The organism is Phocaeicola sp. HCN-40430 (assembly GCF_037890285.1).
Lineage (GTDB): Bacteria > Bacteroidota > Bacteroidia > Bacteroidales > Bacteroidaceae > Phocaeicola > Phocaeicola acetigenes.
Window position 1 is genome coordinate 42,125 of record NZ_JBBKBS010000004.1, and the last position, 23,603, is coordinate 65,727.

At 41.4% G+C, this 23,603-nt stretch carries 22 protein-coding genes; 12 read left to right on the top strand and 10 right to left on the bottom strand.

What is annotated here, in order from left to right; translation table 11 throughout:
- The first annotated feature begins 280 nt into the window (after positions 1-280).
- Positions 281-961, top strand: coding sequence for an MIP family channel protein (locus tag WKU26_RS02645; protein ID WP_178267414.1), 681 nt, complete (start codon positions 281-283; stop codon positions 959-961).
- Positions 962-1,165: 204 nt separating this feature from the next.
- Here WKU26_RS02645 and WKU26_RS02650 read toward each other — a convergent pair whose 3' ends face one another.
- The 6 genes from WKU26_RS02650 to WKU26_RS02675 all read right to left on the bottom strand — a co-directional run bounded on the left by WKU26_RS02650 (position 1,166) and on the right by WKU26_RS02675 (position 6,961).
- Complete coding sequence (locus tag WKU26_RS02650) at positions 1,166-2,728, bottom strand: sulfatase (protein WP_340320800.1); 1,563 nt, start codon at positions 2,726-2,728, stop codon at positions 1,166-1,168.
- A gap of 29 nt (positions 2,729-2,757) precedes the next feature.
- The gene (locus WKU26_RS02655) at positions 2,758-3,384 is read right to left on the bottom strand and encodes a hypothetical protein (protein WP_340320801.1); all 627 of its coding nucleotides are present in this window, start codon (positions 3,382-3,384) and stop codon (positions 2,758-2,760) included.
- Positions 3,385-3,461: 77 nt separating this feature from the next.
- The gene (locus tag WKU26_RS02660) at positions 3,462-4,439 is read right to left on the bottom strand and encodes a dihydroorotate dehydrogenase-like protein (RefSeq protein ID WP_178267412.1); all 978 of its coding nucleotides are present in this window, start codon (positions 4,437-4,439) and stop codon (positions 3,462-3,464) included.
- A gap of 13 nt (positions 4,440-4,452) precedes the next feature.
- Positions 4,453-5,121: a YggS family pyridoxal phosphate-dependent enzyme gene (locus tag WKU26_RS02665; protein WP_340320802.1), complete on the bottom strand. Its 669-nt coding sequence runs from the start codon at positions 5,119-5,121 to the stop codon at positions 4,453-4,455.
- Between the two features lie 17 nt (positions 5,122-5,138).
- Complete coding sequence (locus WKU26_RS02670) at positions 5,139-5,621, bottom strand: DUF4494 domain-containing protein (RefSeq protein ID WP_178267434.1); 483 nt, start codon at positions 5,619-5,621, stop codon at positions 5,139-5,141.
- 104 nt (positions 5,622-5,725) lie between these two features.
- The gene (locus WKU26_RS02675; RefSeq protein WP_340320803.1) at positions 5,726-6,961 is read right to left on the bottom strand and encodes a fucose isomerase; all 1,236 of its coding nucleotides are present in this window, start codon (positions 6,959-6,961) and stop codon (positions 5,726-5,728) included.
- A 199-nt stretch (positions 6,962-7,160) separates the two neighbouring features.
- Between WKU26_RS02675 and WKU26_RS02680 the strand changes: the two genes are divergently transcribed.
- Positions 7,161-8,363, top strand: coding sequence for a pyridoxal phosphate-dependent aminotransferase (locus WKU26_RS02680; RefSeq protein ID WP_340320804.1), 1,203 nt, complete (start codon positions 7,161-7,163; stop codon positions 8,361-8,363).
- 17 nt (positions 8,364-8,380) lie between these two features.
- On the top strand, positions 8,381-9,625 hold the full coding sequence (locus WKU26_RS02685; protein ID WP_340320805.1) for an ABC transporter permease: 1,245 nt from the start codon (positions 8,381-8,383) through the stop codon (positions 9,623-9,625).
- Positions 9,626-9,637: 12 nt separating this feature from the next.
- Here WKU26_RS02685 and WKU26_RS02690 read toward each other — a convergent pair whose 3' ends face one another.
- Together WKU26_RS02690 and WKU26_RS02695 are read right to left on the bottom strand one after the other, a co-directional pair.
- A complete protein-coding gene (locus tag WKU26_RS02690; RefSeq protein ID WP_178265868.1) occupies positions 9,638-10,297 on the bottom strand; it encodes a hypothetical protein in 660 nt (219 codons plus the stop codon).
- Positions 10,278-11,093, bottom strand: a complete 816-nt coding sequence (locus tag WKU26_RS02695; protein WP_340320806.1) for a metallophosphoesterase family protein — start codon at positions 11,091-11,093, stop codon at positions 10,278-10,280. The genes WKU26_RS02690 and WKU26_RS02695 overlap by 20 nt, the downstream gene beginning before the upstream one ends.
- Positions 11,094-11,346: 253 nt before the next feature.
- Between WKU26_RS02695 and WKU26_RS02700 the strand changes: the two genes are divergently transcribed.
- From WKU26_RS02700 to gap, 4 genes are all read left to right on the top strand, one after another.
- Positions 11,347-12,345, top strand: a complete 999-nt coding sequence (locus WKU26_RS02700) for an aminodeoxychorismate synthase component I (RefSeq protein WP_340320807.1) — start codon at positions 11,347-11,349, stop codon at positions 12,343-12,345.
- Complete coding sequence (locus WKU26_RS02705) at positions 12,329-12,919, top strand: aminotransferase class IV family protein (protein ID WP_340320808.1); 591 nt, start codon at positions 12,329-12,331, stop codon at positions 12,917-12,919. The genes WKU26_RS02700 and WKU26_RS02705 overlap by 17 nt, the downstream gene beginning before the upstream one ends.
- A gap of 343 nt (positions 12,920-13,262) precedes the next feature.
- Positions 13,263-14,537 carry a serine--tRNA ligase gene (gene serS / locus WKU26_RS02710; RefSeq protein ID WP_340320809.1) on the top strand — a complete coding sequence of 425 codons (1,275 nt, stop codon included), beginning with the start codon at positions 13,263-13,265 and terminating at the stop codon, positions 14,535-14,537.
- Between the two features lie 278 nt (positions 14,538-14,815).
- Positions 14,816-15,826, top strand: a complete 1,011-nt coding sequence (gap, locus tag WKU26_RS02715; protein WP_340320810.1) for a type I glyceraldehyde-3-phosphate dehydrogenase — start codon at positions 14,816-14,818, stop codon at positions 15,824-15,826.
- A 67-nt stretch (positions 15,827-15,893) separates the two neighbouring features.
- Here gap and WKU26_RS02720 read toward each other — a convergent pair whose 3' ends face one another.
- Complete coding sequence (locus WKU26_RS02720; RefSeq protein WP_340320811.1) at positions 15,894-16,793, bottom strand: cation diffusion facilitator family transporter; 900 nt, start codon at positions 16,791-16,793, stop codon at positions 15,894-15,896.
- A gap of 218 nt (positions 16,794-17,011) precedes the next feature.
- Between WKU26_RS02720 and WKU26_RS02725 the strand changes: the two genes are divergently transcribed.
- Together WKU26_RS02725 and WKU26_RS02730 are read left to right on the top strand one after the other, a co-directional pair.
- Positions 17,012-17,188 (top strand): histone H1, encoded by a 177-nt coding sequence (locus WKU26_RS02725; RefSeq protein WP_178265861.1) that lies wholly within the window; start codon positions 17,012-17,014, stop codon positions 17,186-17,188.
- A 164-nt stretch (positions 17,189-17,352) separates the two neighbouring features.
- Positions 17,353-18,456 carry a TlpA disulfide reductase family protein gene (locus WKU26_RS02730; protein ID WP_340320812.1) on the top strand — a complete coding sequence of 368 codons (1,104 nt, stop codon included), beginning with the start codon at positions 17,353-17,355 and terminating at the stop codon, positions 18,454-18,456.
- Between the two features lie 391 nt (positions 18,457-18,847).
- Here the strand turns inward: WKU26_RS02730 and WKU26_RS02735 are convergent, their stop codons facing one another.
- Positions 18,848-20,512: an AMP-binding protein gene (locus WKU26_RS02735; RefSeq protein ID WP_340320813.1), complete on the bottom strand. Its 1,665-nt coding sequence runs from the start codon at positions 20,510-20,512 to the stop codon at positions 18,848-18,850.
- 145 nt (positions 20,513-20,657) lie between these two features.
- Between WKU26_RS02735 and WKU26_RS02740 the strand changes: the two genes are divergently transcribed.
- From WKU26_RS02740 to pulA, 3 genes are read left to right on the top strand one after another with little or no spacing between them, the layout of a single operon-like run.
- Positions 20,658-20,963 carry a DUF4286 family protein gene (locus WKU26_RS02740; protein ID WP_178265858.1) on the top strand — a complete coding sequence of 102 codons (306 nt, stop codon included), beginning with the start codon at positions 20,658-20,660 and terminating at the stop codon, positions 20,961-20,963.
- Positions 20,960-21,526, top strand: coding sequence for a crossover junction endodeoxyribonuclease RuvC (ruvC, locus tag WKU26_RS02745; protein ID WP_340320814.1), 567 nt, complete (start codon positions 20,960-20,962; stop codon positions 21,524-21,526). Before WKU26_RS02740 ends, ruvC begins: the two co-directional genes overlap by 4 nt.
- 12 nt (positions 21,527-21,538) lie before the next feature.
- On the top strand, positions 21,539-23,536 hold the full coding sequence (gene pulA / locus WKU26_RS02750; protein ID WP_340320815.1) for a type I pullulanase: 1,998 nt from the start codon (positions 21,539-21,541) through the stop codon (positions 23,534-23,536).
- Positions 23,537-23,603 lie beyond the last annotated feature (67 nt).

Genomic DNA, 23,603 nt, shown 5'->3' on the forward strand with positions numbered 1-23,603 from the left:
ATTTAAACTGCACATATGGGCAGTAGTTTGTGCAAATATAGCTTTTTATTCTTTGTCGGGCAATTTATTTCTATGCAAAATCGTATCGGAATACGATGGAATAAATTTCTTGAATGTAAATGAATCTTTTGCCGGACGGATATTTTTTGCATTTGTAATGTGCGATTCTTCTTCTTTTTTTATAACTTTGAGAAAGAGGCTTTTCCGTATATTGATGAAGAAAGTTGATGAAAGGGAAAATCAGTCGGTCATTGAATTATTCACTTAAATAAAAATGCCTATGAAAAAGTATGTAGCTGAATTAATCGGAACTTTGGTTCTGGTATTGATGGGATGCGGCAGTGCCGTGTTTGCTGGAAATATAGCCGGAACGGTAGGTGATGGAGTTGGGACCTTGGGTGTGGCTTTCGCTTTCGGACTTGCGGTGGTCGCTATGGCTTATACCATAGGAAATATTTCGGGTTGCCACATAAATCCGGCTATTACCTTGGGTGTATGGCTTTCGGGAAGAATGAGAACGAAGCGTGCCATGATGTATATGCTGTTTCAGGTGGTAGGCGGTATTTTAGGGGCACTGTTGCTTTCCTTGCTGGTAGCAACCGGTGCACATGAAGGGCCAACATTCACGGGTGCCAATAGCTTTGCGCCCGAACATATGTGGCAGGCATTTCTTGCCGAAACGGTGTTTACGGCATTATTTGTATGGGTTGTATTGGGTACTACCGACGAGAAGAAAGGAGCCGGCAATATGGCCGGTCTGGTGATTGGTCTTACTCTGGTATTGGTACATATTGTTTGTATCCCTATCACCGGTACTTCTGTGAATCCGGCCCGTAGTATTGGACCAGCTTTGATGGAAGGTGGTCAGGCTATGGGACAATTGTGGCTGTTTATTGTTGCTCCTATGCTTGGAGGAGCAATTGCCGCTGGAGTATGGAGGTTTATTAAGTCGGAAGCTTAGAATAAAAACAAAGGCTGGTTCAATTTGATGATGCATCAAGTGAACCAGCCTTTATGATGTGTATGCAATGTATTCCGGAAATGGATTGGTATTTTAGCCGACGTCGTCGGCTGTACAATCGGCGTAGTCGATTATGGAATCGGCGTCGTTGATTATACAGCCGACGGCGTCGGCTAAAGCATATTATCAGTATCGTATCTGAATTTATCGTTCATCGGGCCATGCACAAACCTTTTGAGTGGCTTTGATTACAGGCCGTTGAGCATTGGCTTGGCGGAGGTAGTTACCCAATTCTTTCGAAAGTTCATTTACTATTTCAGGATAGACTTTGGAGAGATCGTTTTGCTCACCGATATCTTCTCTGACATTGTATAGTCTTTTTTGTCCTGTCTCCCAAGTGTAAATCAGGTGATAGTCTCCTTTCAAAATAGCGGAATATGCTCCGTAGCCTTCTTCTGTATTTTGGGTTTCTCCCCAAAGGTTAGGGAAATGCCAGTAGATGGGACGTTCGTATCGATAAGCAGGCTGTTTCAAGGCTTTTACGAAACTGACTCCGTCGATAGTCTGTACAGGAGAATATTGTGTAACACCTGCCATCTCGAGTATGGTGGGGTAGAAATCTTCTACCATCACACGCTGGTCGTTGAGCGAGTTTCCTTCGGTTACTCCCGGCCAGTATACCATCATCGGTTCGCGTACGCCTCCCATGAAAGCAGAGCCTTTTCCTGCTCTTGCCGGGAAGTTCTGGTCTCGGTTTTCACGTCCCTGTCGTACGTTGTTCAATCCTTGTCCTCCGTTGTCCGACATAAACAGTATGATGGTGTTCTGTTTTACTTCCGGATTCTTTTCCAGGAAGTCCAAGATATCTCCCAAACTCTTGTCCATACCTTCTACAAGGGCTGCATACCGGGCTTCGTTTTCATTGAGACCTGCTTGGAGCTGTTCATCGAACTTGCCGCGATATTTGCCTGAAAAACGTTTGTCATTATTGTAGGGCGAATGTATTGCATAGTGCGACATGTACAGATAAAACGGCTTGTTCTCTGCAATAGGCTTTTTCAGTGCTTCGAGTGCTTCTATCGTGAGTGCTTCGGTAAGGAAAATATCCTGTCCGTAATATTTCTCCATTCCTTTTACTTCTTGTGGAGTTCCTTTCCCAAACAGTTCTGTTCCCAGATAACTTCCCGGTGCACCATTTGCTCCTCCGGCAATGTTGACATCGAACCCCATTGTCTCAGGATTGGCTCCCGGAGTAGTTTTTGCACCAAAATGGGCTTTCCCGCAATGGATGGTGTAATATCCGTTATCGTGTAAGATTTTTGGGAGTGAAGTAATAGGTGTGGTATTTTTACGATTGTATGCAGTGGTTACCGTATCCGGTTGGATGCCGTTGTAGTTCCAGTCTGGAATATCGAGGGTTGCACTGGGAGCATCTGTCTTTTCATCATAGTTCAGGGTCCAGTTGGTTACCCGATGGCGTGCTGCATTCATTCCCGACATAATACTGCAACGGGTAGGGGATGATACGGCACAGGCATATGCTTCTGTAAAACGGACTCCCATTTGAGCCATACGCTCCATGTTGGGAGTATGGTATCGTTTGTTCAGGTTGGTTTTCTCGTTGTTGTAAAAAGGAACAGATGTATCTTGCCATCCCATATCGTCTACTAAAAACAGGATGATATTAGGTGTGTTACTGTTCGGTGTATTGGTTGCGGCAGAGACAATCGGACTGATTGCCAGTGAGATTAACAAAGATTTGTTCATGAGTTTGTATGGTTTTATGGGAAATTTGGTTAGTACCACCAGGGGGTATTCCCTTGTCTGCTTTCTACTCCTATACTGAAGGATGCACTTTCTCCAATTTTAAAATTGAACATGCCGCCAAATCTGTCAGGATTGTAGTTGGGTAGGGGGTAGTAGTATTGGGGACGTTGAGGTGTCAGTGATTTGACTCCATAAGCCGTAAAACTGATCCGGTCTGTCAGCTGGAAAGCGGCTACCCCTGCAATTCCTACTTGCTGATAGTTTACGAATCCCCAGTTCATGTTGCTTGCATAAAGTCCGCCTGCAATGCTGATGCGGTTGCTTACCGGAACGGCATACATGAATGCTGCATCTTGTCCGAATCCGACGCCTGAAGGGGCATAACGGCTGGGACTGAATGTAAGGTTTAGTCCGATGGAAGCATTGAAGCCTTTGTGCAACTCCCATGTCGGGAAGCCATATCCAAAAGGAGTAATACCGTATAAGCCAAAGGGTCTGTATATTCCGGATTCTACGACTGGTGACTGTAATGGTACATAAAGACTGTCGTTAGAAGCAGATATGGGTGAACATACTAAACTGTCCGGTTGGACTTCCGTTTGTGCCAGTCCGGCAACAGGCAGCAGTAATCCTATGAGGCTGAATAGACTTTTCATGGTTGCAACAATATAAGGGAGACTGATTGGTTTATACAGAACAGGGGAAATATTTCCCCTGTTCTGTTCACTTATACTTATTCTTCGTGATTGCTGTAATATTTCATAAACTGGGTACGTTCGAACGGGTTTACGTCTCCACATGCCGAAGCGTTCATTTTGCCCTGGAATTGAGAAATAGTATTGTATCCCTGTTCGTTCATCCATTCTGCCAGTTCTTTCTCCATTTTTGCAATTTCTTTTGCACCATATTGATAAATAACGCTGCAAATTTCTACAGCCGATGCACCTGCTAAAATGGATTTGATAACACCTTTGCCGCAATGTACACCACCAGATACAGCATAGTCTATCTGTGGAACTTCCGCAGAAGCAATTGCTGTCCAGCGCAGACGGCTTGCCAGTTCTTGAGGAGTACTCATTACGTTGGTGTTTGTAAAGCTTAGTGTGTCAATGTTGAAGTCGGGCTGGTAGAAACGGTTGAATAAAACAACGGCAGCTGCTCCGTTGGCATAAAGCTGGTTGATAAGAGCTATAGGATTGGTAAAGTTCATTCCTAATTTGATAATTATAGGAATGTTGACAACCTTCTTTACATGGCAGAGAATATCGATATGGCGCTGCTCAAAGCTACCGAATTTATAATCTTTGTCGGTCTGCAATGACAAGATGTTCAGCTCCAAAGCATCAGCTCCTGCGTTCTGCATCATTGCTGCAAAGTCAGTCCATTCACTGTCGCTGTAGCAGTTGATGCTGGCGATGATAGGAATAGAGCATTCTTTTTTTGCCTGTTCGATGAGGCTGATGTGTTCGCTCAATGCATGTGAGCGTACATAAGCTCCCAAATAGTCGTCTGCTTCAGGAGAACCATAGCCTTGCATAGAACCTGCCTGCATGTTGATTTGTTCTTCGAAAACAGATTTAAGTACAACGGCTGCTGCACCGGCTTCTTCCAGTTTTTTTATTTTCTCTACACTGTTAGTCAATCCCGAACTACTGATAATAATGGGATTTTTCAGTGATAATCCTGCAAATGTAGTTTTCAATTGTTCCATATTGCTTGTTTTTTTAATAAATTCTTTCTCCGAATATTTTACTGCCTACTCGTACCAGGGTACTTCCTGCTTCTATCGCGAGTGGATAATCGTGCGACATTCCCATCGAAATTTCCCGGAATGTTTCTCTGTCAGCAAAATAATTCTGTTTGATTTCGTTGAAGAACTGTTTCAGTGAATCAAATTCTCTTTTTATTTCTGTTTCATCTTCTGTGAAAGTAGCCATTCCCATCAATCCGGCAATGCAGATATGTGTGAGGTTTTTCCATTCTCCGGCTTCAAGCATTTCTCTGCATTCCTGAAAGGTAAAACCGTATTTGCTTTCTTCTTGTGCGATGTGTATTTCGAGAAGGCAAGGTATTACTCTGCCGTTTTTGGCTGCTTGTTTGTCGATTTCGGCTAACAGCTTGTAAGAATCGACGGCATGTATCATGGCGATATAGGGAGCAATATACTTGACCTTGTTGGTTTGTAAATGTCCAATGAAGTGCCATTCTATATCTTTGGGTAACGTTTCATATTTGCCGGTAAGCTCTTGTACCTTACTTTCTCCAAATATACGTTGCCCTGCCCGATAAGCCTGTTCTATCGATTCATTAGGGTGAAACTTCGATACCGCTACCAGTTTTACCTGTGCAGGTAAACTGGTAAGTACTTCCTTTAAATTTGCTTGGATGTCCATAGGCGGTTGGATATTATTTATCTTTTGTCTGCGTCAGGGAACTCTGGCTTTACATCAGGTTCGGCAGAATAAGGGTATACATCCATGATAGCTGTTTCGGCTACGGATGCAATGGAATAGTCTGCCATTGTTCCTTTCATTCCTTCATCCAGTTTCTTGACAGCATCCCGTAAGTCAGCTGCCTGTACCAGTACGTTGGTTGCAGTCTTTTTTTCTGCTCCGCTTTTTTCATCGAGTGTGATGAAGTACAATTTGCATTTAAACCAACGGTCTGCACTGTCTTCCTCACAGGGGAAAAGTTCGCTGTAGTTGGCTCTTTTGATATCGGAAACTGTAAATTCTCCGCTGATAAAAGGAGTTATTTCTTCAATAATACGTGATTCTGCTTCTGTAAAACTGAGTGCATCTACCAAGTAAGGTTCTGTTACTTTCTTGTTCATTCCATTTTCCATGACTTTTTCGTAACGAATCTTACATTCAAACCAATTATGCATCATAATGACTGTTTTTTCTTTTAAGGGTTAGTATCTTTTATGCAAAGATAAATTAAAAAATACAGACTATCGACTTCTTCATGGCAGAAAGTAATTTACTTTTCTATCCTTTATTCTCTCAGTTTGCACCGGTTTTGTTGCATGAACTCCTGTATGGCTTGTGCGTGTTTCCCAAGTAGCATCACATGATGATTGCCTAACGGATTTTTTAAGAAATAAGAAACAGGCTTGTCCAGTTTTATTCTTAACTGTGTACGGCAGGCTGTAAGAAGATTCATGTTTTCCGTCAAGTATCCCTCTGTGACAAAATATTCATCCAGACATTCTCCTCCACAACGGAAAATGGTCACATCGCCAGGGTGTACGATACCTTGTATACCAATACCTGTAGCTGCTTCGAAATGATCACGGATGATGTAGCTGTCTGTCATGCTGGTAGGTATTGAACAATGTGCTAATAGCAGTTCGTTGTTCTGGGTATCGATAAAAGCCGGATTGCCCATAAAACAAGTTTGTCCTGTCAGAGCCTTTGCCATCAGAAGTGTCATGATTGCCTGTAAATCACCTTCGCATCCGGAAGGTATTCCTTCGTCATTGAGCAAAGAACTGGCAAGGCAACCGGTCAGTTGTAATTCTTCTGTCAATAATGCGCCGGACAGAGTGACCGCATCCAGTTTCTCTTCTTTGCAAATGGTTTTGACAGCCTTGTATAAACGCATTTCTTGAAGTAAAATCTCGGGGGTCGTGTCTTGACAAGCTTGTGCCCGGGTTGCAAAAAGAGAAGCTTCTACTCCCACTTCATCATCTGTAATTTGATTGTATAATTTATAGACTTCTTCTATTGGAATATCTACATATGTCACTCCCCATCTTTTGCTGGCAAGCAGATAGTCTACATGGCAAGCCACTAGCCAGGATGATGGAGTGCCCACGACACCGATTCTCTTGCCTTTTAGGTAATGACGTGCCTGGAAAGCTTGATGATGTTGCAGTACTTGACTGGCCATTTCCTGTGTACGGCCATGGATTATCTGTACTTTCATGTCCTTGCTTCGAATCCATGCAGCAATTTCCATTGCCGCTGCCAATGAATTGTTCAGTCCGTCGGTCAGTAAAGTAATGGGATAGGGGAAGATGCTGAAATTACTGATTACTTTATCTTCTACCTGTCCGCTTGCTATGAAAGCCATCTTGTAAGAATTGCTTGGAATTGTATCTGCATCTTTATAGTTTATAAGATGAAGCGTGAAATGGTTTTCCAAAGCAACAAATAAATCTTTGTGGCTTTCATAAACTTGCTCTTTTCTGTAATTACCGGAAGTGAATATAATAAGGTATAAATCCATGATTCTGAATATTTGTGTTAACTGCTAATTCAAATATATGTTTTTATTTTGAGCTGACCTTATAAAATGAGTTTTGATAACATACATTGACTTTATGTAAGAATCTTAATGGTAGTTTGCTGGGATTTATTCTCTCATATTAGTTGCGTGTTTTCTCCTTTACCGTTATCTTTGCAATAATGTTTTAAAATTATTGTATATGCCAGAAATATCCATCAGAGGTCAGGAAATGCCAGAGTCACCTATCAGAAAGTTGGCTCCTTTGGCAGAGAATGCAAAAAAGAGAGGAATCCATGTCCATCATTTGAATATCGGTCAGCCGGATTTGCCTACTCCTCGAGCCGCCCTTGATGCGATTCGACATATCGACCGCACAGTACTTGAGTATAGTCCCAGTCAAGGCTATCGTAGTTATCGGGAAAAGCTCGTTGGGTATTATGAGAAATATGCCATTCATTTGGATCCGGATGATATCATTATTACAACAGGAGGTTCGGAAGCTGTATTGTTTGCTTTTTTGAGCTGTTTGAATCCGGGTGATGAAATCATTGTACCAGAACCGGCGTATGCCAATTATATGGCGTTTGCTATTTCGGCAGGAGCAATTATTCGTACCGTAACGACTACAATCGAAGAAGGTTTCTCCCTTCCTAAGGTTGAGAAGTTTGAAGAGCTGATAAACGAACGGACCAAAGGTATTTTGATATGTAATCCGAATAACCCTACCGGTTATTTGTATACGCGAAGAGAAATGAATCAGATTCGTGACTTGGTAAAGAAGTACGATTTGTTCTTGTTCTCGGATGAGGTTTACCGTGAATTCATTTATACAGGTTCTCCTTATATCTCGGCTTGTCATTTGGAGGGAATAGAGCAGAACGTCGTCTTGATTGATTCAGTATCTAAGCGTTATTCGGAGTGTGGTATTCGTATTGGTGCTTTGATTACAAAGAATCCCAAGGTACGTAAAGCGGTTATGAAGTTTTGTCAGGCACGCTTGAGTCCTCCTTTGATTGGACAGATTGCAGCGGAAGCTTCATTGGATGAGCCGGAAGAATATACTCGCGAAATGTATGACGAATACGTAGAGCGTCGTAAATGTTTGATTGACGGATTGAATCGTATACCAGGGGTTTATTCTCCTATTCCTATGGGCGCTTTTTACACGGTAGCCAAACTTCCTGTCGATGACAGTGAAAAATTCTGTGCATGGTGTTTGGAGGAGTTCGACTATGAAGGGGAAACCGTCATGATGGCTCCGGCCAGCGGATTCTATACCACACCGGGTAAAGGAAAGAATGAGGTACGTGTAGCTTACGTTTTGAAAAAGGAAGATTTGGTTCGTGCTCTCTATGTGCTACGTAAAGCTCTGGACGCTTATCCGGGAAGAGTAGACGATTAAGCAATTTTCGTGCTGATATGAACTGGAAACTATTTGTAGCTCGTCGTATTTACAAAAATAATAAAGACGGAAAAGAAGTCTCTAAGCCTGCCATACATATTGCTGTGGCAGGCATTGCCATTGGTTTGGCTGTCATGATTGTAGTGGTAGCTGTTGTAATCGGTTTCAAGCATCAGGTACGCGATAAGGTTGTAGGCTTGGGAGCCGATATCTTAGTGACCAGCTTGGACGATGCTCAGTCTTATCAGGCTACACCGATAGTGGGGAATGACAGCTTGATGCAGGTGTTGCAGTCTGTACCGGAAGTGAGCCACGTACAGCGGTACTCTACAAAACCGGGTATGATTATGACATCAGATAATTTCCAGGGAATGGTACTCAAAGGAATAGGACAGGAATATGATCTGACTTTCCTTAAGAAACATCTGCAAGAAGGAGAGATTCCTCTTTTTGCAGATTCGGCATCGAGTGGTAAGGTACTGGTATCACGGACTATCGCTAATAAATTATCTTTGAAAGTAGGCGATAAGCTGTATACATATTATTTGGAAAGCAAGATACGGGCTCGCCGTTTGACAGTTGCAGGGATTTATCAGACTAATTTTTCGGCTTACGACGATCTGTTTCTGGTGACCGACTTGTATACAGTGAATCGTTTGAATAACTGGAAGTCCGAACAGGTAAGCGGACTGGAAGCAGCCGTTTCTGATTATAGTAAACTGGATTGGGTAAACGATAGATTCCGTGAACATCTCGATACGAAAGAAGATCGTTATGGAAACATATATTATTCCCGTACGGTAGAAGAAGCGTATCCTCAGATTTTTGCATGGCTCGATTTGCTGGACATCAATGTATGGGTAATCTTGATTCTAATGATAGGAATCGCAGGCTTTACCATGATATCCGGTCTGTTGATTATTATATTGGAACGTACCAATATGATTGGAGTGCTTAAGGCATTGGGAGCAGACAATACAGCTATCCGCAAAGTCTTTCTATCTTTCTCGGTCTTTCTTATTACCAAGGGGATGATATGGGGAAATGCAATCGGACTGTCCATTTGTGTCATACAGTATTTCTTCCATCCCGTAAAACTCGATCCTGCTACTTATTATGTAGACTTTGTTCCGGTTGAATTCAATTGGGGAATTTATCTGTTGCTCAATATCTGTACACTCATTGTGTCTGTTCTGATGCTTGTCGGTCCGTCTTATCTCATAAGCCGCATTCATCCGGCCAAGTCCATTCGTTTTGAATAATACCCTAAGAGTTTATTCTTTGAATAACTGCACCTTTGCTCCGAAAGAGAATCTTAAGATGTCTTTCATTGTAAGAGCATGGTTAGTAGCCTTACTGATAATGTATAACTCACAAGTACCGACTTCGTAGAACAGTGAGATGTTTCGTAATGTTTTATGATGAGGGTTGAAACCTATTCGTTGTCCTATAAAAATATAAGGGCGGAGTTTTGTACTGAAGTTGTAATACTTGTTAGGATAACGGCCCGGTTCTTTTTTCCAGAATTCTTCACCTGCAATGGTTGTTACATAAAGACCACAGTAAAAAGGTTCTATAGCCCAATGATCATTCAGTGAAATGCTGAAAGGAATATAGTTCTGTTTGACAGTAAAGGTAAGCCTGAACTGGTTTGCATATTTTTTAGGAAGATATCCTACAAAGAAATCCGTTTCCCATTGCGCACGCTTTCCGTAATCCCACCCTATACCCAAAGAAGAAACTCCCATGCCTCCTGCATATTGGTATTTAACATGAGTCGGCTTTAAACGTTGCCATCCTTTATATCTTAAATGAACTCTTTTATCCCATTTTCGTACTGTTGTGACAGAGTCGGAAGGCGATTCCGCAAAAAGCAAAGCAGGAAAGGAAATAAGTATAAAGAGAAAATGAATTTTAAAAATCAATGACTTCATAGGTATACTGATCTTGAGTGATGGTAAAATGTAAATAGGAACGTTTTTCTATATTGGCACATTGGTAATAAAAGATTCCGTCCTCAAATAAATCTTTTGCACTGAGGGTATGGCCATGTCCATGAATACAGAACTGAAGACTGGGAAACAGTTTGATGTACTCGTGGAAGATAAAAGCCGTATTGTTGTTAAACTGTTCGGAATAGGGGGATGCATGCATTGCTACTACAGTTTTTTTGATGGAAGGAGAAAGATTCTCAAGCTCGTTGCCAAGAAATGTAAAATCGGGTACAGCTTCTGTGTAGTCAAATTCCAAGGCGTTGGTGTTAAGACAGATGAAACGTACATCTCCTGCTGTAAAAGCATAATTCTCTTTCCCGAAAACTAGATTGAACACCTCTTTCCCGGTGGCCAGGCAGTCGTGATTTCCTAAAAGGCATACATAAGGAACTGTCAGACGGTTTAGGATGTCTCTTTGTTTCTCGAATTCCAGTTTCATTCCGAAATCAGAAATATCTCCAGTATGTATAACAAAGTCAATGTCATTGCGTGCATTGATATTCTCTACTGCATCTTCCGTTTCATCGTACCAGCGTTGGGTGTCGCTGATGACTGCAAAAGAGATTGTTTCTTTTGTTTGCAGGCTTTGTTCTATTTCCCGGATGTTTTTATCGTTTATTCCGGTCTCTCCGTCTATATCTAAATCGTACGGGTGATACTCTATCATGTCGCATCCGGATAGGAAGCAAAGCGTAATCAGAGTGTATAACTGAAATAAATATTTAGTCTGATACATGGTTTGTTTGTAATTGGTTATGGGCAAAAGTAGATATTAAATTTAGAAAGAAGAAGATTGTTTACTCCGGAAAAGTGTTCTATTTCACCGTATTTTGGTCAATTTGAAAAATGGTGAAGTCTGTTTTGTAAAAACGGAGTGTAATGAGAGAAGTGGCAAATGGATTTAGTAAGAGAGATAGGACAAAAAACAAAATATCCTTTTAATCGTTGTATCTTTGCACACTGTCTAAGTTTTATTGCGGAAAATAATTATGAATAAAGGTAATCTTGTATTTTGTAACCGGGAAGAAGCTGTTTCGCGTATGAACCTGTGGGGGAGCGAACGGCGCAGTTTCTTTTTTCTGATAGATTTCGACGGAGAAAAGTGTCTGGTGGAAGAAACATCGAAACTTTCTTCGGAAGACCTCTTGTTTGTATTTCCCGATGTAGCGAATGTAAAAGACAAAGTTACACCTCTCCCTGATTCATTCGACTGGCAGGCTTTTCCTCAGTCGTTTGAAGAATATGCCCGTTCGTTCGATGTAGTTTACCGTAATTTATACGGAGGCAATTCTTTTCTGACCAATTTGACCTGTGCGACTCCTGTCCGCACCAACCTGACGCTCCGGCAAGTGTTCGATCATGCACGGGCAAAGTATAAACTTTGGGTAAAAGATTCCTTTACTGTTTTTTCTCCCGAGACCTTTGTCCGCATAAAAGACGGGTTTATATATTCATACCCCATGAAAGGCACTATCGATGCCACTTTGCCTCATGCCCGTGAGCAGTTGCTGGGCGACGAGAAAGAAACAGCCGAGCATGCTACTATTACCGATTTAATCCGTAATGATTTGAGCCAGGTGGCTACAGAAGTAACCGTAACACGCTACCGGTATCTGGAGAAACTCACTACCCACCGGAGTACGCTGCTTCAGATGAGTTCGGAGATACGCGGCAGACTGCCCGAAGACTATCGCAGTCGTTTGGGCGAACTGTTCTTTTGTATGCTTCCGGCCGGCTCCATTACTGGTGCCCCCAAAAAGAAAACCGTAGAAATTATCCGTGAGGCAGAGACTTATCACCGTGGCTTTTATACCGGTGTAATGGGATATTTTGATGGTGATAATCTGGATAGTGCAGTCTTGATTCGTTTCTTGGAGCAGACAGAACAAGGCATGGTATACAAAAGCGGTGGAGGCATTACTTTTAAGAGTGATGCACGGAGTGAATATGAAGAAATGAAACAAAAAGTATATGTACCGATTTATTGAAACGCTCTGTATAGAAAAAGGAGAACTGAAGAATGTAGAATATCACAATCGTCGTATGAATGAAACACGGCGTTTCTTTTGGGGTGATTCCCCCTTGCTGGATGTGCGGAACTTTGTCAATCCGGAGGAGTACGAAGAGCGTACCCGTTGCAGGCTGGTGTATGGTTACGGGATAGAGTCGGTAGAATATTTTCCTTACACGGTCCGCCCGGTTTCCTCGCTGAAACTTATTCACGACGAAACGATAGACTACCGTTTCAAATGGGCAGACCGTTCGGTACTCGACCGCCTGTTTGCACAACGGGAACAGGCCGACGATGTACTGATTGTGCGGCACGGCTTCCTTACCGATACCTCCATTGCCAATATTGCTTTGTGGAATGGACGGGAATGGCATACTCCTTCTTTCCCTCTGCTGAACGGAACGCACCGGCAGCGCCTTCTCAACGAAGGGGTTATAGCGGAACGCCCGATAACGGTCGGGTGGTTGGGTAATTATTCTCGCATCCGCCTGTTCAATGCAATGATTGGGTTTGGAGAACTGGAATTGTCTGTTGAAAATGTTCTAGAGTAATTGTTGCCATAAAATAAAAGGTGAAAGGACAAAGGTAATATAACCTTTTGTGAACGTTTGTGTACTGTATCCGACGACGTCGGCTGCATAATCGGCGATGTCGTTTCTGCAGTCAGCGCTGTCGGCTGTATAGCCGGTGCCGTCGGATATACGTCTGGAATTGATTCGCTGAAATATGTCGGCAACAGGGTGAAACAACCCTTATGTGAAGGGTGAGGAGAGGAGTTTCTCCCTATTGTATAAACAGACTTTGCAATAAAATGAAGCCAGCCTCCTTTTTTTCTTAAAAAAGCTATATATTTGCATCGCAAAACAGGAAATTAAGATATTAAAACATAAAGATATGCTTACTATTAAACAAATTACAGAAGATACCGAGAAGGTAATTCGCGGATTGGAGAAGAAGCATTTTGCAAATGCAAAAGAAACCATTGCACAAGTGCTTGAGCTGAATGACAGAAGACGCAATGCGCAAAATCAGTTGGACAGAAACCTTGCAGAAGTAAACTCCATCTCGAAGAGCATCGGTATGCTGATGAAAGAAGGCAAAAAAGAAGAAGCCGAAGCTGCCAAAGCTCGTGTAGCTGAAATCAAGGAAGTAAGCAAAGGTTTGCAGGCAGAAATGGATAAGGCTGCAGAAGACATGCAGAATGTATTGTATACCATTCCTAATGTGCCTTACGACAGTGTACCCGAAGGAACATGTGCCGAAGACAATGTGGTAGAAAAGATGGGTGGAATGGAAACTGAACTTCCGAAAGATGCCCTGCCACACTGGGAACTGGCAAAGAAATACGATTTGATAGATTTCGATTTGGGTGTGAAGATTACCGGTGCAGGTTTCCCTGTATACAAAGGTAAAGGTGCCCGCTTGCAGCGTGCGCTGATTAATTTCTTCCTCGATGAGGCTCGTGCTTCTGGTTACGAAGAAATTATGCCTCCTACAGTAGTGAATGCAGCTTCTGGTTACGGAACAGGTCAGTTGCCCGACAAAGAAGGCCAGATGTATCACTGCAATCTGGACGATTTGTATCTTATCCCTACTGCAGAAGTACCTGTAACAAACATCTACCGTGATGTGATTCTGGACGAAAAGCAGTTGCCTGTCAAGAATTGTGCGTATACACAGTGTTTCCGTCGTGAAGCCGGTTCTTATGGTAAAGATGTGCGTGGCTTGAACCGTCTGCACGAATTCTCTAAAGTAGAGTTGGTTCGTATCGATAAGCCGGAACATTCTAAACAGTCTCATCAGGAAATGTTGGATCATGTAGAAGGTTTGCTGAAGAAACTGGAATTGCCGTATCGTATTCTCCGTCTGTGCGGTGGTGATATGAGCTTTACAGCTGCGTTGTGCTTCGACTTCGAAGTATATTCGGAAGCACAGAAACGCTGGTTGGAAGTAAGTTCTGTTTCCAACTTCGATACTTATCAGGCTAACCGCTTGAAATGCCGTTACCGTAATGCCGACAAGAAAACTGAACTTTGTCATACATTGAACGGCTCTGCATTGGCATTGCCTCGTATTGTAGCAGCTCTGCTTGAAAACAACCAGACTCCGGAAGGCATCCGCATACCGAAAGCACTGGTTCCGTACTGCGGCTTTGATATAATTGATTAAGATAGAATTCTGATATTTTGAAGTCGGAATAAGTCCGGTTGTTTCTTTTGGGAAATGCTTGTGCATGGCCAGAGGAAACAATCGGATTTTTTCTTTTTCTTTTCTGTCCGATTATAATTTTTTTGTTAAAATAATCATGGTTTCATGTACGCTTTTCAAAAGAAATGCTTACTTTTGCAGTGCGTTATAAGGAGGGGTGCAAAAGAGTTTTATATTCTTCCTTTATTTTATGCGAGCGTTTATAAAGTTTATTATAAAACCTTTAAAATTTAACTAAGATGATTAAAGTAGGTATTAACGGTTTCGGTCGTATCGGCCGTTTCGTATTCCGTGCAGCTCAGAAAAGAAACGATATCCAGATCGTAGGTATTAACGACTTGTGCCCAGTAGATTACTTGGCTTACATGTTGAAATATGATACAATGCACGGTCAGTTCGACGGTACTATCGAAGCAGACGTTGAAAACAGCAAATTGATCGTTAACGGTAAAGAAATCCGTGTAACAGCTTGCAAAGATCCTAAAGAATTGGCTTGGGATGCAGTAGGTGCTGAATACGTAGTAGAATCTACTGGTTTGTTCTTGACTAAAGAAAAAGCTCAGGCTCACATCGAAGCTGGTGCTAAATATGTTGTAATGTCAGCTCCTTCTAAGGACGACACTCCGATGTTCGTATGCGGTGTAAACGAAAAGACTTACGTTAAAGGTACTCAGTTCGTTTCTAACGCTTCTTGTACTACTAACTGCTTGGCTCCTATCGCTAAGGTTTTGAACGACAAATGGGGTATCACTGACGGTTTGATGACTACTGTTCACTCTACAACTGCTACTCAGAAAACAGTTGACGGTCCTTCTATGAAAGACTGGAGAGGTGGTCGTGCTGCTGCTGGTAACATCATCCCTTCTTCTACTGGTGCTGCTAAAGCTGTAGGTAAAGTTATCCCTGAATTGAACGGTAAATTGACTGGTATGTCAATGCGTGTTCCGACTTTGGACGTTTCAGTTGTTGACTTGACTGTAAACTTGGCTAAACCAGCTACTTACGCTGAAATCTGCGCAGCAATGAAGGAAGCTTCTGAAGGCGAATTGGCAGGTGTTCTGGGTTACACTGAAGATGCAGTTGTTTCTTCTGACTTCTTGGGTGATACTCGTACTTCTATCTTCGATGCTAAAGCTGGTATCGCTTTGACTGATACTTTCGTTAAAGTTGTTTCTTGGTATGATAACGAAATCGGTTACTCTAACAAAGTATTGGATTTGATCGCTCACATGGCTTCTGTAAACTGCTAATCAGTTCTTACAACCATATAAGCAAAGCCACCGGAATTTCCGGTGGCTTTTTTTGTTGTTATATTTATCAGCAGCAATGTGGTTCGTTGCAGATATACGGGTAAGCTTCGCATTCTATCGTGATATGTTGGATGTTCATTTCATGCATTTTGTGTCTTAGCTGCTGTTTGATGTTTTCTATCTGTCTGATATCTTCCAATACAATGTGTACGGTGGCTGCATTTTCTGTAGTACTTATTGCCCATATGTGCAGATGGTGCCAGCTTTGTATGCCAGGAATATTTGAAATTATCTTTTCTATTTCATTTATATGGATGCTGCTTGGTACTGCATCAAGCGAAAGGCACATGCTTTCTTTCAGAAGTCGCCATGTAGAAAGCAGGATGATGAGTGTAATAAGTAAGCTGATAAAGGTGTCTATCAGCGTAAAACCGGTATAAATGATGATAAGGCCGGATATCACTACACCGACAGAAACCAGTGTGTCCATGGCCATGTGCAGGAAAGCTCCTCGTACATTAAGATCGTGCTTCTGTTTTTTCATCAGTAGCCAGGCTGTAATGCCGTTTACTATAATGCCGGCACCGGCAGTCCATGATATCGCTTCTCCTGATATTTGTTCAGGATTACTTAATTTGTAAATACTTTCTATCAGTATACCTCCGACTGCGATAAGTAAGATAATGGCATTGGTCAGGGATACTAATATGGTGCTTTTCTTATATCCATAGGTAAAATGCCGGTTACTCCGGTGTCTGGCTACTCGGAAGGCAAATAAAGACAGAAGCAGGCTGAATACATCGCTTAGGTTATGACCGGCATCCGACAATAGACCGAGAGAGTGATATATAAATCCTATTCCGGCTTCCACAACAACAAAAGATAAATTTAGAATAATGCAGATAATAAAGATAGAGTTGAGGGATGTAACGGGATGACTGTGCGGGTGTGAATGATGAGATTTCATATCTTTTTATTTTAAAAGTTTCAGACAAAAGTATAGTTGTTACGTCATATAACCGTGTTGTTGAGCCTTGAAAAAAGGGAGATGATGTCTGTTTGCAACTCGGTTGCAATTAAAAGCATTGTTTTGTATTAAAAAAAGTAAAAAAAGAAGGTATAAATGAATGAAATTAAGCGATTTGTATTTACTTTGATAATGTTTAAAAATAAAAAATTAAAACTATGAACGAATTACTTGCAAAAATTAAGGAATTGAATGCTGCGTTGGTTGCAGATGCAGAACAGCAGATTGAAAAAGGTAACAAGGCTGCTGGTACTCGCGCACGCAAGGCATCTTTGGAATTGGAAAAAGTGTTGAAAGAATTTAGAAAAGCTTCTTTGGAAGAATCAAAAAAATAACATTTTCCCAATATTAGGAAGAGATTGTATCGTTGATGAATGATGCAATCTCTTTCTTTTTTGTGGGGCTTTATATTAAGAGAATATTTTTTATGTCCATACATATTCTATTCTCGATTTAAAGGTTTATCTTTGTCCACTACTTTTAAATTTTATACAAAGCAATGAAGAAATTTATGTTTTTGGCAACTGCCGGTTTGTTGGCACTTGCTTCATGTCAGGAAAAAGCAGGCTATACCATCAAAGGTACTGCAGAAGGTGTAGCAGATGGTGAAACTGTATTTTTGCAGGATTATGTAGATGGTAATTTCGTAAAGAAGGATTCAGCTGTAGTTAAAGCGGGTGCTTTTGAGTTTAAGGGTACTCCCGACTCTGTAACTGTGAGCCGTTACGTAACTTATTGGTCTAACAACCAGCGTATGATGACCTTGGTTTTCCTGGAAAATGGAGTTATCAATGTAAACTTGGCTCCAAAGGGAGAAAGCACTGTTGCTGGTACTTTGTGCAATGATGCTTACCAGAAATTTGTGGGAGAGTATAGCGCATTGAGTAAAGAAATAAGAGAGATGTATCGTAAAACGATGAAAGACTCTACACTGACTGATGCACAGCGTGAGGAGATCATGAAAGAATTGGATAAGAAAGATAGTATCGGTATGGAAATGGCTTTCAATGCAATGTCTTCGAATATTGACAATGCAATGGGAGTATATATGCTGGCTTCTTATGGAACATCTTTCCCTGCAGAAAAGGTAGAGCCTCTGTTGGGCAAGGTTTCTGCAGAGTTCAGCAACAATAAAACAGTTGTAGGATTGAAAAACTATTTTGAAGTGCTGAAGAAAACTGCAGTTGGACAGAAATTCACAGACTTCTCAATGAACACTCCGGAAGGACAGACTGTGAAGTTGTCTGACTTCATCTCTCAGAATAAATATACATTGATTGATTTCTGGGCAAGCTGGTGTGGTCCTTGCCGTCGAGAAATGCCGGTTGTTGTAGAAGCTTATAAAAACTTTAAAGCTAAAGGTTTTGGCATTGTAGGTGTTTCTTTGGATGAAGACCTGGATAAATGGAAGAAAGCAATCACTGACTTGAATATTACTTGGCCTCAAATGTCTGACTTGAAAGGTTGGCAGTGCGAAGGTGCTAAGTTGTATGGAGTACGTGGTATTCCGGCTACTGTATTGGTAGACCAGGAAGGTACTATTGTAGCACGTGATTTGCGTGGTGATGATTTGGGTAAGAAATTAGGAGAATTGATGAAATAATCAATAGAATATTTCTGTAGGAAGCTGGATTGAACGAAAGTTCAATTCAGCTTTTTTTGTTGTATGTGTTTGTTGGTCATCTTTTTAAGGAAGGGGAATATTTTCTTTTAAGAGTTTGATTGATAGTGTATTGTAAGAATGGGTAAGAGAATATTTATTGTAGAAGTAACATTAGTTGAATATTAATAAAGGTTAAATTGTAATTTATTTGAAGTGTATGAAGAACAAAAAGGCCAAGTCTGGTGTTATATACATGTTTTTCATAGTAATAGATTTATAAACAAAATTTGTGCTTGTGAAAGTATGAATTTACAGGACAAAAGAGTTTGTCTTGAAAAAAGAAGAGACTGCCTTTCCCCTGCAGTCTCTTTTCTTTTTATAATAATTCTTTTTATAAGGCTGTGTCTTGGTACAAGAATCGTTTGATACTCTTCTTGGCCGTTTTCTCAAACTCTTCTGGATATAATTTGACTCGTGTTATCTGGCAATAGGCAGGTAACACTTTGTTGAGTTCTATTCTGTTGTTTTCGATAGCTTCTTCCAATTGCTTTGTATTGAATCCTTGTGCATACGCTTCTTCGTTGTCTGCATATACTAAAGCTATAAGCTTATCACCAGAAAGAATTACGAGAGATTCGTTTACGAAAGGCATATTGTTAAGTCGGGCTTCTATTTCTTCAGGATAGATGTTCTGTCCGGAAGCTGTCAGAAGCATGTTCTTGCAACGTCCTTTGATAAAAATATTTCCTTCCTTATCTTTAATGGCCATATCACCGGTATGTAACCATCCGTCTTTATCGATAGTTTGTGCCGTAGCTTCTTCGTTCTTGTAATATCCCAACATTACATTGGCCCCTTTGCATACAAGTTCTCCCGGTATTTTTTCTGGGTCGGATGACAATACGCGAGTTTCCATATTGGCTACCGTTTTTCCGCAAGAGGTGTATAAGACCTCGTCCCATCGGCTGTGGCAGATAAGAGGAGCGCATTCTGTCATACCATAAGCTATGGTGTATGGGAAATTGATTTTTCTAAGAAAGGCTTCTACTTCGGGATTGAAAGGAGCGCCTCCTACTACAATTTCAATAAAGTTACCTCCAAATACCTCCATCGCCTGTTGGCGGATTTGTTCTTTGATACGATCACTGATGATAGGCAATTTCAGTAAAAGTTTTCCCATTCGGTTGTCTACTTTAGGGAGAATGTTTTTCTTGAAAATCTTTTCTACAATCAGAGGAACGCATGCTATGACACGTGGACGGATCTCTGCAAATGATTCTGCAATGATTTTAGGACTTGGCATACGTGTCAGGAACCAAAGGTGAGCGCCTACTGTCATTCCATACAGGAAATCGAATACCAAGCCAAAGATGTGTCCTAACGGAAGCATGGAAACGATTCTGTCACCCGGTTTCAATCCTACTTTATCGTGGATGTGGATAATATTAGATAGGATGCTGCGATAAGGAAGCATTACCCCTTTGGAGTATCCGGTTGTTCCTGATGTGTAATTGATTACAGCAAGTTCTTCCGGTAACTCTCTTCGGTAATTAACCTGTTCGGCACGGAAGCGGCACGGATAGCGTTTACCGAATTCTTCGTTTAAATGTTCACGTATGTAACTAAGTTCTTTAGAGCGGGAAACCACTAAATCGAAATTTTTCAATTCAATGATTCCGTCTAAATGAGGCATAGCTGCTTCGTTGAAGTTTTCCCACACCTGATCACCTACAAATAACATACGTGCTTCCGAGTGGTTGACGATATTATGTACGTTATCGGCTTTAAACTCATGCAGGATAGGAACGGCTACGGCTCCGTAAGTGATAATACCTAAGAAAGTTGCTGTCCAATTGGCACTGTTACGTCCACAAAGTGCTATTTTATCTCCAGGCTTAATGCCTATATGTTCAAATAAGATATGTAGCTTTTCTATTTTGCGTGCTACATCCTTGTATTGCAACGTGATTCCTTTGTAATCTGTAAGCGCATCCTGATTCCAATTATTGCGGATGCTTTGTTCGATAAGCTCTATAAAACTATTTTGTATTTCCATTGTTGTTTTGCACACTAAGCGTGTAAGTGTGCGCAAAAGTACAAAAACTTCTGAGAATGCTTTATATCAAGTCTATTTTATTTTACAGTAATATCCGCATACTAAAGGATATTTGATATATTTGCGGAAAATAATACCTCAATTTATGTTGATATATAATACTACTTATCATGTGCAGATAAACGATGCACGCAATTTTGTGATTTGGTTGAATGAATGTTATATTCCTGCAGTAGAGAAGTCGGGTGAATTGCATAACCCTCGTATTTTGCGTATATTGAGCCATAAGGAACAGGACAGCGAGTGTTTTTCGTTGCAGTGGGAAGTAGAAGACAGTGCGGCTCTTCATCGTTGGCATACAAAACAAGGTGCTCATTTGAACGAGGAAATGATAAAACTTTTTAAAGATAAAGTGATTGGATTTCCTACATTAATGGAGGTTATCAAGTGATTTGTCCGGTAAAAGAAAAGATAATTCTGGGTATCGATCCAGGTACGAATATTATGGGTTATGGAGTGCTGAAGGTGACTGGTACTAAACCTGAAGTCTTAAGCTTGGGAGTTATTGACTTGCGCCGTTGTTCAGACTCTTATCTGAAGTTAAAACATATTTACGAGAGAGTACAAGGAATAATATCATCGTATCTTCCCGATGAGTTGGCCATTGAGGCTCCTTTTTTTGGGAAGAATGTGCAGTCCATGCTGAAGTTGGGACGTGCACAAGGAGTCGCTATTGTGGCTGCTTTGTGTCGGGATATTCCTGTGACGGAGTATGCTCCTTTGAAAATTAAAATGGCAATCACTGGAAATGGTCAGGCAACCAAAGAGCAAGTTGCCGATATGTTGAAACGTATGCTTCGTATTCCTGATTCGGAAATAGGACCTTTTATGGATGCTACGGATGCTTTAGGTGCAGCCTACTGTCATTATTTGCAGATGGGGCGTCCTGCTATACAACAAAAATATTCAAGCTGGAAAGATTATATAGCAAAGAATCCGGAAAAAGTGAAATAAATACATGAAATTATGAAAATAAGGTGTTTTATCGCTATGTCAATGCTTGCACTGTGTGGCTGTAATCATTCTCATCAGAAAGCGTATAGTTCTTTTGATGAATATCCTTTTTTTGAGGGAAAGTGGGAGGAAATGGCTTATTCTCCTTCTGAGACAAAATTTGCACTTTGGGCTCCGACTGCACAAGAGGTACGTGTGCTTCTTTATGAAGAGGGACAAGGTGGAGCTTCTTATAGGATGATTCCGATGGAAGCTGTAAATGATGGAATGTGGGAGACTGTAGTAAACGAAAATCTGGCAGGAAAGTTCTATACCTTTAACGTAAAGATAGATGATGTATGGCAAGGAGATACTCCGGGAGTGATGGCTAAAGCTGTAGGTGTAAATGGAGACCGTGCTGCTATTTTGGATTTGGATAGTACAGATCCGGAAGGGTGGAAACAAGATGTTCGTCCTTCGTTGAAGAGTTTTGCCGATATCATGATTTATGAAATGCATCATCGTGATTTTTCCATTGATACTGTAGCCGGTATCCGCAATCGTGGTAAGTTTCTTGCATTGACAGAAGAAGGCACACATACATTTCTGGGAGAGAAAACTGGTATCGACCATTTAAAAGAATTAGGTATTACTCATGTACATTTACTTCCTTCGTTCGATTTTTCTTCTGTAGATGAAACAAAACTGGAAAAGCCGCAGTATAATTGGGGATACGATCCGAAGAATTATAATGTGCCAGACGGTTCCTATTCTACAGATCCTTATCGTCCGGAGGTGCGTATTCGTGAGTTCAAGCAAATGGTAATGGCTCTGCACAAAGCCGGAATCCGTGTGATTATGGATGTAGTATACAATCATACGGCGTTGACGAAAGGCAGCAACTTTGAACGTACAGTACCGGGTTATTTCTATCGGACAGATGAAGAAGGTAAGTTTGCCAATGCTTCGGGATGTGGTAATGAAACCGCAAGTGACCGGGCTATGATGCGTAAATATATGGTAGAGTCTGTCGTATATTGGGCGACAGAATATCATATTGATGGTTTTCGTTTCGACTTGATGGGTATTCACGATATTGAGACAATGAAAGCAATTCGTGCCGCCCTCGATAAGGTTGATCCTACTATTTATATATATGGTGAAGGATGGGCCGCAGGAAAGCCACAATTGCCGGAAGACCAGTTGGCAATGAAGAATAATACTTATCTGATGCCTGGTATAGCTGCTTTTAGTGATGAATATCGTGATAGTTTGCGTGGAGCTTGGGGAGACGATTCAAAAGGTGCTTTTGTGATAGGAAAACCTGGGCATGAAGCGGGCATTAAATTTGGAATTGTAGGTGGAGTGAAACACCCTCAGGTCAATACAGATTCGGTGCATCGTGTGCCGAAGATATGGGCGAGCCAACCCACTCAGTTTATCAGTTATGTAAGTTGCCATGACGATTTATGTCTGACTGACCGCTTGAAGACAACTCTGCCCAAAGCCTCTTTGCAAGAACTGCGTACATTGCAGAAACTGGCAGAAACTGCAGTCTTTACATCTCAAGGTGTACCCTTTATCTTTGCAGGAGATGAGGTGTTGCGAGACAAGAAAGGAGTTGCCAATTCCTATAATAGTCCGGATGAGATTAATGCAATTGATTGGCGCAATAAGACTCACAATCGGGAGGTCTTCGATTATATAAAAGAATTGATAGCCATGCGTAAGGCGCATCCTGCTTTCCGTATGGGAGATGCCGGCCTTATCCGGAAACATCTGGAGTTTATTCCGGTACAGGCAACCAATGTGGTGGCTTTCTGTCTGAAAGGTAATCCTTGTGGAGATTCCTGGAGAAATACCGTTGTCGTGCTGAATGCACGTACAGAGCCGATTACGGTAACTGTACCAGAAGGCTTATACCGGATTGTATGCAAAGATGGAAAGATTGATTTGAAGAACGGTTTCGGACATGCCAATGGAGGTAAACTGACAGTAGGTCCGCGTTCTGCAATGATTGCTCATCAGTAATTAAATGGAATAGTTTATGATGGAAAAAGAATCTGTGAATACTGAATTGGTTGTTTACGGATTCTTT